This is a genomic window from Natronococcus sp. A-GB7 (genome assembly GCF_029688865.1).
GTDB lineage: Archaea > Halobacteriota > Halobacteria > Halobacteriales > Natrialbaceae > Natronococcus.
In genome coordinates this window covers 73512-86850 of sequence record NZ_JARUKV010000014.1, presented here as the reverse complement: position 1 = coordinate 86850, position 13339 = coordinate 73512, and the positions used below count along the sequence as shown (strand labels likewise).

The following is a 13339-nucleotide window of genomic DNA, read 5'->3' as shown; positions in this document are numbered from 1 at the left end:
CAGTAATGGGCCGGTTAACGAGAGATAAAACCGTTCTCGAGCGAGCGTCGGTCCCGTCCGCTCGAGGTTTCGGGGCGTTCCCGGAGTCTACCGACGGAGGTGTCGCTCGACTCGGTCGACGGCCCCGTTCGACGGGTCGAATCGGCCGACCGAATCGGCGAACGATTATCGGCCGTATATTAATCGGGGGTATCGAACAATGCGGACGTAATGAAAGCTGTCGTGCTTGCAGCAGGACAAGGGACGCGGATCCGACCGCTCTCCTCGTCAGTGCCGAAACCGATGTTGCCCGTCGCCGACCGACCGCTCGCCGCCCACACCGTCGACGCCGCCGTCGACGCCGGCGCCGACGAAGTGATCCTCGTCATCGGCTACGAGGCCGAAACCGTTAGAGAATACTTCGGCGAGGAGTACCGCGGTGTCCCGATCTCGTATGCGGTCCAGGAGGAGCAGGCAGGGACGGCCCACGCCGTCAACGCCGCCAGCGACCACCTCGAGGGGCCCTTCGCCGTGCTGAACGGTGACAATCTCTACGACCAGGACGCGATCGACGAGCTGTTCGACGAGTGTCCGGCGATCTGTGCGATCGAGGTCGAGGACCCGCGTAACTACGGCGTGCTCAGCACGACGGACGGTATCGTCACCGACATCGTCGAGAAACCGGACGATCCGCCGACGAACCTCGCGAACGCAGGCGCCTACGCGTTCCCCGAGGAGGCCATCGAGTGGCTCGACGTTCCCGCGAGCGAACGGGGCGAACACGAGATCACCGACGTGGTCGCGCAGGTTATCGACCAGTTCGCCGTCTCGCCAGTTACCCTCGAGCGCTGGATGGACGTCGGCCGACCCTGGGAACTGCTCGAGGCCAACGAGTGGAAACTCGGCGAGCTCGAGGGTCGGATCGAGGGCGACGTGAGCGAGGACGCCCACCTCGAGGGCGCGGTCGTCGTCGAGGAGGGTGCAACGGTCAAACCTGGCGTCGTAATCGAGGGGCCGGCCCTGATCCGATCGGGGGCGACGGTCGGGCCGAACGCCTACGTTCGCGGCGCGACGCTGATCGACGAGGGGGCGAAGGTCGGCAACGCCGTCGAGGTGAAAAACAGCGTCCTCTCCCGCGGAGCGACGGTCGGCCACCTCTCCTACGTCGGCGACAGCGTCCTCGGCCGCGACGTCAACTTCGGGGCGGGAACGACGGTCGCGAACCTCCGCCACGACGGCGGGAGCGTGAAGTTTACCGTGAAGGGTGACCGGGTGTCGACGAACCGACGGAAGTTCGGCGTGGTCGTCGGCGACGACGCGAAGACGGGTATCAACACGAGCCTGACGCCGGGGCTCAAACTCGATACCGGCGCGACGACGTCGCCCGGCGAGGTCGTCGAACGGGACCGATAGCGGGACGAGCCGCGAGCGAACGACTCGGGAGCTTTACTCGACGGTGACGCTTTTCGCGAGGTTTCTCGGCTTGTCGATCGGCCGACCCAGCAGGTCGGCCGCGTAGTACGAGACGAGCTGGAGCTGGACGTTCGCGAGCAGCCCCGCGAGCGCCGGCTCGGTATCGGGGATCTCGAGGTGGGCGTCCGCGACCTCGAGCGCGGGATGGCCGTCCGGACAGACGGCGACCAGCGGCGCGCCGCGGGTCTGGGCCTCCTCGGCGTTGTTCAGCGTCTTCGCATCCTCCTGGCCGGTGAAGACCGCGAACACCGGGGTCTCCGGGGTGACGAGCGCCAGCGGTCCGTGTTTGAGTTCCCCCGAGGCGAACCCCTCGGCGTGTTCGTAGGTGATCTCCTTGAACTTCAGTGCCCCCTCGAGCGCGACCGGGTAGCCCAGCCCGCGACCGATGAAGAAGTACGACCGACTGCTGCGGTAGCGACTCGCGACCGCCGCCGCGTCGGAGCGTTCGAGCACGCGCTCGATGTCGTCGGGCATCGCGGCCAGCGCCGGGAGCAGCGACTCGAGGTCGGCCGACGGCTCGCCCCGACGGTCGACGGCGATCCGCTGGGCGAGCAGCGTGAGCATCACGGCCTGCGAGGAGAACGTCTTGGTCGCGGCGACGCCGATCTCCGGTCCCGCGCGGATGAACAGCGTCTCGTCCGCTTCCCGTGCGGCGGTCGAGCCGACGACGTTCGTGACAGTAACGGTCTCGGCGCCGCCGGCGTTGGCCCGTCGCAGGGCGTTTAGCGTGTCCGCAGTCTCCCCGCTCTGGGTGACGGCAATCACGAGCGTCTCGTCGTCGACGGGGGGTGCGGCGATGCTGTACTCGTTGGCCAGAAGAGCGGTGGCGTGGATCCCGGCCTGGTTGAGTGCGAGCGATCCGTACAGCGCGGCGTGATAGGAGGTCCCACAGGCAACCAGCTGGACGCTCGAGACGTCCGTAAACGTCCCCGGGCCGAAGTCGGCCAGCGCGATCCGCCCGTTCTCGGGATCGATCCGCCCCTCGAGCGCCTGGGCGAGCGAGGTCGGCTGCTCGTCGATCTCCTTAAGCATGAAGTGGTCGAACTCGCCCTTCCCGGCCTCTTCGGGATCCCACTCGACCGTTTCGGGCTCTCTCTCGACGGGGTTCCCCTCGAGATCGGTGAACTCGACGCCGTTACTGTCGACGACGACGACATCGCCGTCTCGCAGGTAGACGACGCTGTCGGTGTACTCGAGGAACGCGGGGACGTCGCTCGCGAGGAAGTACTCGCCGTCCTCGACCCCGACGACCAGCGGGGACCCTTGACGAGCCGCGTAGAGGACGTGCTCGCCCGAGAACATCGCCGTGATCGCGTAGCTCCCCTCGAGGTCGCCGATCGCCTCGCGAAACGCCGTCTCGTTGTCAGCTCCGCCGTCGAGATAGTACTGGATGAGGTGGGGGACGACCTCGGTATCGGTGTCGCTGGTGAACTCGTAGCCGACCGCGCGCAGCTCCGCGCGGAGCTCGGCGTAGTTCTCGATGATCCCGTTGTGGACGACCGCGACGTCCTCGGTGCCGTCGGTGTGGGGGTGGGCGTTCTCGTCGGTCGGCGGCCCGTGGGTGCTCCAGCGGGTATGGCCGATTCCGACCTGCCCCTCGAGCGGATCGGCCTCGACCGAATCGATCAGCGCCTCGACCTTCCCCGATCGCTTCTCGACGGCGATCCCCGCGCCGTTCTGGACGGCGACCCCCGCCGAGTCGTAGCCGCGATACTCGAGGTTCTCGAGGCCCGTCAGTAGCGTCTCCAGCGCGTTGCCGTCCCCGACGCGACCGATGATTCCACACATCGGCGAGTCACCGTCCCCCGCCGTAGTCGACGCCGCTCGAGAGCGATCCCGCCGCGCCGCGAGCTCGTTCTTTGCATGTGCGTCTCGGCCGCGAGCGTCGTGTCCGTGCCGTCGGTGGCTGTTCGGCCGAAGAAGCTGTTCGGGAGAACGAACGGTACGTGAACATGAGGCAGGCTAAGAGCTCCGGAACCCATTACTATAGACGGGCTACCGGCGTCCGTAGTGGGCGGATACTCGACCCGAACGTCGACGGACGAACGACGACCGTCCCGCGGCGGAACCGACCGACTCGAGCGGGATCGAACCGCCGATGGACCGTCCCGACGCCCGGCGTCCCGACCGACCGGTCGGTCGGTACTCGTTTCGAGCAGTAGTGACGTCGTACGCCTACCAGCGACTGCGTCGAGGGCTGGCTCCGAGATTCGGGACTCGGGAAGGAGTTGGCTACAGAGAGAGCAGCGCCCGATAATCGACCGAATGAATACGATATTCCGGAATAGCTGTTTGGTTCGATAACTCTTCTCCGTCTCATCGGCCGTTAGGAACCGATATCCGGAATCAAGCGTTTTATTATCCGGCCACACCATCACCAGCGCACGATTGTCTCCTCTCGAATCACACCGCTACGAAACGCGTTCCATCCGATGATAGGACTACTACACGCGCCGTCGAATACAGCCCAGCGACGATGAACTGGACCGTGCTCTTCGTCGTCGACGGATTCGGGTTACCCCTCGACCAGCCGGTTCTGATCTTCGCCCTCGCGATGCTGATCTTTCTCGTCGGCCCGCTGTTCGTCAAGAAACTCGGTCAGCCGGGGATCGTCGGCATCGTCGTCTTCGGGGCGATCATCGGCCCCGGTGCGACCGGCATCGTCGAACACTCCGATGCGATCGAGCTGCTCGGCGAGGTCGGACTGATCTATCTGCTGTTCACGGTGGGACTCGAGGTCGATCTCAGGGGGTTCAAGGAGGCGCCCGAGAACGCCGCCCTGTTCGGCCTGCTCAGTTTCTTCCTGCCGTTTACGGTCGGAACGCTCGCCACGACGGCCTTCCTCGGACTCGATATCTGGGCGGCGCTGTTGCTCTCGGCGGTGTTCGCCTCCCACACCCTGCTCGCCTACCCCATCGTCAACCGGTTCGGCGTCACGAAGAACCGCGCCGTCTCGGCCGTCTTCGGCGGGATCCTCTTTACCGACACCCTCGCGCTGGTCGTGCTTGCGATCGTCACCGGCGCCGTTCAGGACGGGCTCTCGGTGTTGCTGTTCGGCGACATCGCGCTCTCGCTCGCTCTGCTGTTCGCCGGCGTCTGGTTCCTCGTTCCACCGGCGTCCCGGTGGTTCTTCCAGAACTTCAGCGAGGAGAGCTACTTCGAGTTCCTGTTCGTGATGGTCGGGATCTTCGCCGCCGCCAGCCTCGCGGAGATCCTCGACCTGGATCCGATCCTCGGCGCCTTCGTCGCCGGACTGGCGCTGAACCAGCTTATCCCGCAGGGCGGGACGCTGATGAACCGCATCGAGTTCGTCGGCAACGCGTTCTTCATCCCCTTCTTCCTGTTGCACGTCGGGATGCTCGTCGATCTCGGAGTCATCTTCGCCGGACCCGAGACCCTCCAGATCGCCGCGCTCATCACGACGATCATGGTCGTCACGAAGGGGGCAGCCGCCTGGTCGGTCGCCGAGATACAGGACTACACGAAACACGAGCGCGGCGTCATCTTCGGTCTCTCGACGGGACAGGCCGCCGCCGCGCTCGCGATCACGCTCGTCGGATTCGACGCCGGACTCTTCAGCGAGGCGATCCTCAACGCGGTCGTCCTCCTGTTGCTGATTACCGCGCTCGTCAGTCCGTGGATGACCGAACGCGCCGCCAACCGACTCGCCCTCGAGCGCGAGGTCGAGGACGACTCCGACGACGGGCGGGATCCGAACATCCTGCTCCCGCTGTCGCACAACGCGGAACTCCAGCGGCGGCTGCTAGAGCTCTCGTTCGTGGTCAAAGGCGATGGAGGAACGAATCCGGTTCACGTGATGACCGTCGTCCAGCCCGACACGAGCCAGACGCCCGAAGACCAGATCGCGAACGTTCAAGCCGAACTCGACGAGCTCGCGGCCGAGGGCAGCGCCGCGGAGGTCCCGATCGAGACGGAAGCGCGGGTCAACCACAACGTCGCCTCCGGGATCGTCCAGGGCGCCGTCGAGGTCCAGGCCAACCAGATCATCATGGGCTGGGACGCTACCCAGAGCTTCAGCCACCGCATCTTCGGGAGCATCATCGACCAGGTGCTCGAGCGAACGAAGCTTCCGGTGCTCATCTCGCGGCTCGGCCACCCGATCAACACGACGCGGCGGATCTTCGTCGTCGTCCCGATCGGCGCCGACCACCACGAGGGGTTCTACGAGGCCGTCCACCTGGTCAAACGGATCGCGGCGAACCTCGGGGCCGAGCTGAACGTCATCGTCGTCGAAGGGGCATCGCATCAGTTCGAACAGCTGTTCGGCCTCGTCGAGGAGGACGTCACCGCCGAGTTCGAGTCGATCGACGACTGGGGGAAGCTGCTTCCGGCACTCGAGGACCGAACCGAGGACGACGACCTCATCGTTGCGATCTCGCCGCGCCGAGGCGACGTCGGCTGGCACAACGAGCTCGGAGACCTGCCGGCTCGCCTCGCGGATATGCCGCCGGAGTCGTTCATCACGATCCACCCGCGCCAGGGCGAACCGGAGTACGACCGACAGTACCTCCGGCTGAAGTAACGCGCCGTCGGCGTGGGCTCGCGGCGTGGAGAGCTCCGAACCGTCACGTCTTTCCCGCATCCGCCCCTCGACTCCGTCATGGGTTTTGGTAGCTACGACGAGTCCGAACAGCAACAACCGCAGGACGACGACGACGACGGCGGCGAGGCCGTCAGCGTCCACGAACACGACCACGACGGACAGCTCGAGTTCGAGTCCGACGTCTCGACCGATCAGCTGGTCTCCCAGCTCGGATCGATGAAGGACGAGGACGAGAGCGAGGACGAGTAGCGACCCGATCGGCTTCGAAACCCCGTTTTTAGGCGAACGCCGACCCACAGAGCTGTGCGATCGCTCGCCGGAGCCGCTGGGAGATCGCCGACTTCGAGACCTCGAGGCGATCGGCGAGTTCGTCCTGGGAGATCCGCCGGGGGACGTCGAAGTACCCCTCCTCGTAGGCGACTGTCAGCAGCTCCCGCTGTTTCTCCGTGAGCGAGACCGGTCCACCGCCGTCGGCATCGGCCGATCGGAGGTGGTCGACGGTCACCGAGACGTCCCGCTCCCGACACCGATCGTTGAACGCGACGAGGGCGTTCCGGTCGGGAAAGCGGATCCGGAACCGCCACCCCTCTCGACAGCTCGAGCAGCCCCGAAGCCGCCCGCCGACGGCGGCGGTCGCCTCGACGAGGGTGATCGCCCGGTCGGTGAGCTCGAGTCGGTAGCTCCGGTGATCGGGAGCGCGATCCACGAGGACGGGATCGGTAACGGTCGGATCGCTCACGAGGGCGGTCTCGAACGCCCCGAACTCGGCGCCCGACGCGGTGACGAACAGGAGGGTTCGGTCGCCGCCCGCGTCGGTCCAGTACTCGGGCTCGAGGGAGATCTCGGGTGCGCGTCGCAGCGTCGGCCGCAACACCAGCTCCGGATGCGAGAGGGTGAGCTGGGCCAGAACGCCGCCGTCGGCCTGCGTTCGAACGGCGACGCCGTCGGGGTCCGCAGCGAGGTCGAGGCTCATCGATCCATCCGCCGTCCGGAGAGACGACAGCGATAAGATCTCGTTACCGGGTCCGTAGTCATCGAATGGCTGATTCGAGCGCGAACGGATGGCCATGGGGGCTAGCTATCGACACGACCCCCCGAAGCGTGGCTATACTGATTCATCGGTCGTCGACGCCGACTGTCGTCTACGGCAACTCGACCGGACGCGTAGCCCGATGCTACTCGCGGTAATACCTGTCTACCGCCGTCGCGGTCTTATACGGACTGTCCGTCAGGTTCAGAGCGACCGCAGAACGGCTTGCGGTCGCTCCGATACATCGGTACAGCAGACCGTCTCACTCGAGACCGTCGAACTCCTCGAACAGCACCAAAAGTAGTGTCGCCTGTGCGGCCCTGACGTGACGACTGAACGTCGGCTGGGAGACCCCCAGCGAGTCGGCGACCGCCTCCCCGGTGCTCTCCCGGGGCCACTCGAAGAAGCCGGCGTAGTAGGCCGCCTCGAGCGTCTGCCGCTGTCGCTCGGAGAGTCGCTCGCGGAGGACCGAGTCGAGCGCGAACGCGTCCGCCGGCGACCGCTCGCGCTGGCGGCGGGCCAACAACTCGAGCTCCCAGCCGCGCTCGAGCGCGTCGACGAACGCGCGGACGTCGGCCGATCCCGAGAGCTCGAAGACGAGTCGGGTCCGGTCGTCGGTCGGCGTCAGCGATCGGACGACGCCGCCGTGCTCGGCGACGGTTACCGCGATGGACGGCTCGTCGGCGACGAGCTCGAGCAGCCGATCCTCGCCGATCGTTCCGACCGCCCGCACCGATTCGATCCCCTCGAGGTCGACGAGCGAGTCGACGCTCGGGAGCGAGCCGTCGGGGACGGTCACGAACACGGTCTCGCCCCCGGTGGAGCGCGGAACGACGGATCGAACCGTCAGCAGGTGACCGATCCGGTGAGCGATCGTCGCTAAAGGGTCGGGTTCCCGGAGGACGAACTCGAGTTCGGTGACGGCCTCGCCGCGAAGCGCCCGCCTGGTCTCGATCGCGTCGACGACGGCGCCGCCGACGTCCCCGAGTCGTTCGATCCCGAGACGGGTCGGCTCGTCGAACGCCTCCAACTCGGTCGAGTAGACGGTCAGCGTTCCGTACCGGAACGATCCGGATCGAAGCGGGACGCTCAGCACCGATCGGATCCCCCGCTCGAGCGCCCGTGCGCGCCAGGGTTCGTCCGGAGCCTCGGTCAGGTCGCCGATACAGACCGTCTCCGGAGTCGGGGCCCGCTCGGTCGACGACGGTCGCGGGACCGCGAGCGGATCGGGTCGGACGTCGGCATCTCCGGCGATCGCCTGCGGGTCGACTCGTTCGCGACCGTTTCCGGACGGACCGATCCAGGCGAACTCGCTCGATTCCTCGGCGAACTCGAGGGACACAATCCCCCGACAGAGCCGTCGGTACACCGCCTCTCCGTCGCTCGCGTCGAGCAGGGTCCGCTCGATCGCACCAATCCGCTCGAGCCGATCGAGGGTCGCCTCGAGAGCCGTCCGATCCGACTGACACTCGCGCAGTTCGGCGGTCGCGTCCCGCCCCTCGAGCGCGACCGCACTGGTCTCGGCGAGGGTCTCGAGCGGGCCGAGATCGATCGGATCGAACCCCATCGGCTCCGTCGTAGTCGCGACCAGCAGCGCCGTCCCGACCGGAACCGTAAGCACCTGCTCGGCCCGGAGATCGGCGGCCTCGAGGAACGACTCGAGCGTTCGAGCGTCGCGGGTCGTCCCGCCGTCCCCGTCGCGAACGACGTCGTCCGGGATCGTCGCACGGTCGACCGCGGGAAGCCCGACCGTCCTCGAGTCGCGGCTCGTGGCCCCGATCGGTCGGAGCGTCCGCTCCTCGAGTCGGTAGAGGCCTGCGACGTCGCCGCCAGAGAGTTCGACTGCGGCCTCGGCGACCGCTCGCCCGATGTCGGAGATGGTTTCGGCCTCGCGGATCGACTCGGTCGCGGTCTCGAGCGTCCGCAGCGCTCCGGTCGGCGACCGTCGCCGCTCCCTGATCAGACAGAGCGTTCGCTCGCCGTCGGGAAGCGGGATCACGGCGACCTCGACGGAGTGACGATCCCCGAGCGCGAGGGTCCCCGACGCGGGCTCCATCCACCTGAACGGGGCCGCTCGACCGCGCTCGAGAACCGTCTCCGCTAGCTCCCGGTCGAACAGCTCCGAGGGTTCCCGGCCGACGACGTCCGTATCGGCCAGCTCCGTCAGCCGCGCGTTCGCCAGCGCGACGACACCGTCCTCGAGGACCGCGACCCCGTCGGGAAGCGCGTCGACGACCGACTCGGCGAGTCGAACCGCAGTCTCGGTCGCCGCCGACGGGAGCGCCGGGTCGCGCAGCTGGACGACGGTTCCCGACGCCGACGGGGAGAGCCAAACCGCAACCCCTCGATCTTGATCGGGTGCCGGGAGCTCGACCATGGTCGCCTCATCGTCCGTCCGAACTGCTCGAAGGGTCTCGAGCAACGGGTCGCGCAGCGCTTCGGGGAGCAACCCACCGAGCGGGGTTCCTGGACTCGGATCACCCTCGAGGAGGTCGGTCGCCGCGGCATTAGCGTACCGCAGCTCCCAGCCGTCGCCGACTTCGAAGACTGGATCGGCGATCCGGTCGAGTCTCGACGCGTCTCGATCCGACCACTCGATGTCGCTCGTCGGGCAGACGGTTACCACGACGCCCCCGAGTCGGGGATCCTCGAGCCGGTTCACCGCCTGAAGCTCCGCCGACCGCCACGTCCGATCGGGCCGACCGACTCGGGCCGTGACGCGTTCCGAGGCGCCGAACGGGCCGTCGACGACCGCCGCGAGCGCCTCGCGAACGTCGTTCCGATCGTCCGGATGGACCGCCCACGTCAGCGTCCGCCCCTCGAGTTCGTCCGGGGGAACGCCGAGTTCGGCGTCGGTCGCCGGGTTCGCGTACGCGATCTCGCCGTCTGCCTCGAGCGTCCATACCACGACCGGGGCAGCCTCGAGTATCGACCGGTCTCTCGAGTTCGAGCCGTCCGCCTGCCGATCCCGTTCGTCCTGGACGATGCGTTCGAGGCGGGCGAGTACGACCCGGCCGGGAGCGGCGGGGTCGACGACGTCGGTCGCACCCGCCTCGAGCGCGCCGACGGGAGCATCGGTAACCGCGACGATCGGCACGGTATCGCCGGATTCGGTCTCTCGGCGGAGTCGCTCGAGGGGAGAGGGCTCCCCATCTGGCTCGAACTCGCAGACGACGCAGTGGACGTCGACCGCTCCGAGGCGGGCGATCGCGCTCGAGACGGTTCGCTCCCGGACCAGCGAGACGGAATCGAAGCCGGCCGTCACCGTCTCCGCAACCGAGACGATCGGTTCGGAGGTGCCGACGACGAGTACCCGGCACAGCGGCTCTAGGGTCGAACCGGTTTGGCTCATCGGGCTTCCTCCCAACTGATGGCTCTCCGGAAACTCGAGCGTCGGGAGAACGACCGAACGATCGCTCGCGATTCGTCTGCCTGGCGGGAGACCACGGTTGACTCCCCTTGCGCTCCGGCAGAGTTAATTATCGATCCCGTAGTCGGCGGTAGCGATCCATTACGATCTCGACCGACCGCTTCGGGGTCGTCGTTAGCTCTCGTCTCGGACCGTGACGACCGGTACCGTCGCGTTCCGGACGACCTCCTCGGCGACGCTGCCGACGATCAGCTGGTCGAGTCCCGACCGACCCACGGTGCCGACGACGATCAGGTCCGAGCCGTGTTGTTCGGCGGCGTCGACGATCTCTTCGTGTGGGACGCCGTGGCGGATCGTCTCCCTTACCTCGATCCCGTGCCCGGCGGCCTTCTCCTCGGCGTGTTCGATCGCCTCAGCCGCCTGGTCCTCGAGGTCGGTCCGCATCTGGTCGCGCTTCGTCTCGGCGTGGGGGCCGTCCTCGGAGACCGAGACGATGTGCAGGTCGGCATCCATCTGACGAGCCAGTTTGATCGCGTGATCGGCTGCCTGTCGAGCGCCGTCACTTCCGTCGGTTGCGAGCAAGAGTTCCTGGTACATTGTCGTCTCGACATTCGGCACACTGTCGAATACGTTTCATACCTGCAGTTGCCAGGGAGTTTGGCGACTCGAGAAACGGAGACAGAGTCGGGGCCCGGAATCAGAGTACGTCGACGAAAAAGGCGACGTACAGCTGCCCGATACCGGCGAGGATCATCACCGCCCCGGCGACTCGTCGGAGCGTGTCGCCGTAGGCCGACAGTCGGCCCGCACCCGCGGCGAGCCCCATCCCGGTCGCGACCGTCAGCGAAACCATGAGGAGGACGACGATCCCGACGTAGGTTCCGATCACTAGTGCCCCCGACGCCGCCGGCAGCGCGGCCGCGCTGGCGACCACGCCGAGAAACACTGGCGCGACACAGCCCGCTGCGGCCAGCGCGTAGCCGGCGCCGAAGAGGCCAAAACCGAGGGTCCCGGACCGGCGTTTCGGCAGCGCGACCGACAGCGAGGGCGCGCGGTCGAAGACGATGAGCACTCCGAAGCCGATCAGAGCGACCCCCACGAGCGCCTCGAAGACCGTGATGTCCGCGAGCACCGAGTGGCCGATCCAGAACGCGACGCCGAGCAGGAGGCCGAACGTGGCGAGCACGCCGGCGCCGGCGACCAGACCGCGCCCGACCGCGCTCGAGAGCGACGACTCCTCGGCGTCGGTCTGACTCACGTAGAAGCCGACGTAGCCGGGCAGCAGGGGGTACGCACACGGCGAGAAGAACGTAAAGACGCCGGCTGTCAGCGCGAACGCGATCGTCGACAGCAGTGCCGCGTCGATCATTCGCTCTCGGACTCGAGAACGTCCTCGATGCGAGAGACGATCTCGTCGCTCTCCTTTCGTCCGGACTCCTCCCACCGGACGACCCCGTCCGAATCGAAGAGGACGCCGATCGGCGTCCCCGAACCGTAGTGGACGATCAGGTCCGAGGTCGCGTCTCGACCGACCGGCCAGTGGCCGTCGTACTCGTCCCACCAGTCGGCGAGCTCCGCGTCGGGGACCTGGTCCTCGTTCTCGTTGGTGATCGAGACGAACGTGACGTCGTCGCCAACCCGGTCGTAGGCCTCGCCCAGCGCGGGCATCTGTTCCTTGCAGATTCCGCAGGTCGTCGCGAACAGGTCGACGAACGTGACCGAGCCCTCGGCCGGAATCTGCTGCGTGCCGTCGCTGCTACCGGCTGCTTCGACGGTGTCGATCGTGACGGGGTCGTGTCGGGGTTCCTCGTCTTCGTCGCCCGGCAGGCCGTACACCGCCAGCGCTCCGGCACCGGCGAGCGTTCCCGCGCTCGCGACTCCCGCGAGGACGTCCCGACGCCGCATCGTTACTCGACCACCGTCCGGACGTCGTCGATGATCGCCTGCGGACGGTTCTCCTCGCGGTCGTCGGTCACGTTCGGGTACGAGCGCTCGACGATCCCCTGTTCGTTGACGAGGAAGACGATGTAGTAGTGGATCTCCTGGTCGTGGTCGTCGTGGTCGTGACTGTCGTCCCCGTCGTGGTCGTCGTGGTCGTCCCCGTCGTGCTCCTCGTCGTCTCCGTGATCGTCGTGGTCGTCGTGATCGTCCCCGTTGCCGATCTGGGCGGGCACGCCGATCTCCTCGTTGAGCAGCTCCATCGCCTCGTCCTCGGTCTCCGGCCGGAGGAAATGCCAGTTTTCGGCCTCGTAGTCGACGCCGTACTGCTCGCCGTACTCCTGTAGAGCCTCCGGACTGTCGGTTTCGGGATCGAACGTCATCGCTAGCAGGGCGACATCGTCCTCGTACCCCTCCTCGGCGGCGTCCTCCTGGACGAGTCCGAGCAGGTTCGTCAGGACGCCACACTCGTCGGTACAGGACGTGTAGATGAACGTCAACAGGTACGCGCGCTCGCCCTCGAACTCCTCGAGCGAGACCTCCCTCCCCGCGTGCGGGTCCGGAAGCGTAAACGTCGGGAACTCGTCGCCGTGGATCGGGTGCGACGGGTTGCCCCGCGACTGCTCGGGCTCGCCCAGCGCCGTCTCGCTGTTGCCGACGACCGGGAGGTCGCCCAGACACCCCGCCAGTCCGCCCATTCCGGCAACCCCCAGCGTTCCCAGATACGCGCGTCGCTTCATACTCGAGTCGTAGGAGCGGGGCGTCAAATGCTCGTTGGTTCACCCGTGAAAACCCACATATCGACGGGTTCGATCCCGCTCGGCGATTTTCTCGCCCGAACATCTCCGCCCGTTCCCACCGCACTCCCCCGCCACATTCATTGATTGTCACTGTCTAACAGCCACCTAATCCGTTCATTGAACTCCGCCTCGGGTCGCAACGACTCGCCTCGCTACCCTCTCCGGGTCGTTCGGGAGTCTGGCCG

The 13339-nt window shown here is 67.0% G+C and carries 10 protein-coding genes; 3 read left to right on the top strand and 7 right to left on the bottom strand.

The window, feature by feature from the left end:
- The first annotated feature begins 210 nt into the window (after positions 1-210).
- On the top strand, positions 211-1392 hold the full coding sequence (glmU, locus tag QA609_RS13980) for a bifunctional sugar-1-phosphate nucleotidylyltransferase/acetyltransferase (protein WP_278303230.1): 1182 nt from the start codon (positions 211-213) through the stop codon (positions 1390-1392).
- 33 nt (positions 1393-1425) lie between these two features.
- Here glmU and glmS read toward each other — a convergent pair whose 3' ends face one another.
- Entirely contained in the window at positions 1426-3240 is a 1815-nt protein-coding gene (gene glmS / locus QA609_RS13975) for a glutamine--fructose-6-phosphate transaminase (isomerizing) (RefSeq protein WP_278303229.1), read from the bottom strand.
- A gap of 688 nt (positions 3241-3928) precedes the next feature.
- Between glmS and QA609_RS13970 the strand changes: the two genes are divergently transcribed.
- Together QA609_RS13970 and QA609_RS13965 are read left to right on the top strand one after the other, a co-directional pair.
- A complete protein-coding gene (locus tag QA609_RS13970; RefSeq protein WP_278303228.1) occupies positions 3929-5995 on the top strand; it encodes a cation:proton antiporter in 2067 nt (688 codons plus the stop codon).
- Between the two features lie 78 nt (positions 5996-6073).
- Positions 6074-6265, top strand: a complete 192-nt coding sequence (locus QA609_RS13965) for a DUF5786 family protein (RefSeq protein ID WP_278303227.1) — start codon at positions 6074-6076, stop codon at positions 6263-6265.
- A gap of 28 nt (positions 6266-6293) precedes the next feature.
- On the opposite strand, the gene QA609_RS13960 is transcribed toward QA609_RS13965, so the two are convergent.
- The 6 genes from QA609_RS13960 to QA609_RS13935 all read right to left on the bottom strand — a co-directional run bounded on the left by QA609_RS13960 (position 6294) and on the right by QA609_RS13935 (position 13094).
- Positions 6294-6989 (bottom strand): helix-turn-helix domain-containing protein, encoded by a 696-nt coding sequence (locus tag QA609_RS13960; RefSeq protein WP_278303226.1) that lies wholly within the window; start codon positions 6987-6989, stop codon positions 6294-6296.
- 319 nt (positions 6990-7308) lie between these two features.
- On the bottom strand, positions 7309-10398 hold the full coding sequence (locus QA609_RS13955; protein WP_278303225.1) for a bacterio-opsin activator domain-containing protein: 3090 nt from the start codon (positions 10396-10398) through the stop codon (positions 7309-7311).
- Positions 10399-10590: 192 nt separating this feature from the next.
- Positions 10591-11013 carry a universal stress protein gene (locus QA609_RS13950; RefSeq protein WP_278303224.1) on the bottom strand — a complete coding sequence of 141 codons (423 nt, stop codon included), beginning with the start codon at positions 11011-11013 and terminating at the stop codon, positions 10591-10593.
- A 100-nt stretch (positions 11014-11113) separates the two neighbouring features.
- Positions 11114-11785: a cytochrome c biogenesis protein CcdA gene (locus QA609_RS13945; RefSeq protein ID WP_278303223.1), complete on the bottom strand. Its 672-nt coding sequence runs from the start codon at positions 11783-11785 to the stop codon at positions 11114-11116.
- Positions 11782-12321, bottom strand: a complete 540-nt coding sequence (locus QA609_RS13940) for a TlpA disulfide reductase family protein (RefSeq protein WP_278303222.1) — start codon at positions 12319-12321, stop codon at positions 11782-11784. Before QA609_RS13940 ends, QA609_RS13945 begins: the two co-directional genes overlap by 4 nt.
- Positions 12322-12323: 2 nt before the next feature.
- Positions 12324-13094: an SCO family protein gene (locus QA609_RS13935; protein ID WP_278303221.1), complete on the bottom strand. Its 771-nt coding sequence runs from the start codon at positions 13092-13094 to the stop codon at positions 12324-12326.
- Positions 13095-13339: the final 245 nt, after the last annotated feature.

Coding starts and splice junctions, on each gene's coding strand:
- QA609_RS13970 (WP_278303228.1), top strand. CDS start 3,929: ATGAACTGGACCGTGCTCTTCGTCGTCGACGGATTCGGGTTACCCCTC.
- QA609_RS13950 (WP_278303224.1), bottom strand. CDS start 11,013: ATGTACCAGGAACTCTTGCTCGCAACCGACGGAAGTGACGGCGCTCGA.
- glmU (WP_278303230.1), top strand. CDS start 211: ATGAAAGCTGTCGTGCTTGCAGCAGGACAAGGGACGCGGATCCGACCG.
- QA609_RS13955 (WP_278303225.1), bottom strand. CDS start 10,398: ATGAGCCAAACCGGTTCGACCCTAGAGCCGCTGTGCCGGGTACTCGTC.
- QA609_RS13945 (WP_278303223.1), bottom strand. CDS start 11,785: ATGATCGACGCGGCACTGCTGTCGACGATCGCGTTCGCGCTGACAGCC.
- QA609_RS13965 (WP_278303227.1), top strand. CDS start 6,074: ATGGGTTTTGGTAGCTACGACGAGTCCGAACAGCAACAACCGCAGGAC.
- QA609_RS13935 (WP_278303221.1), bottom strand. CDS start 13,094: ATGAAGCGACGCGCGTATCTGGGAACGCTGGGGGTTGCCGGAATGGGC.
- QA609_RS13960 (WP_278303226.1), bottom strand. CDS start 6,989: ATGAGCCTCGACCTCGCTGCGGACCCCGACGGCGTCGCCGTTCGAACG.
- QA609_RS13940 (WP_278303222.1), bottom strand. CDS start 12,321: ATGCGGCGTCGGGACGTCCTCGCGGGAGTCGCGAGCGCGGGAACGCTC.
- glmS (WP_278303229.1), bottom strand. CDS start 3,240: ATGTGTGGAATCATCGGTCGCGTCGGGGACGGCAACGCGCTGGAGACG.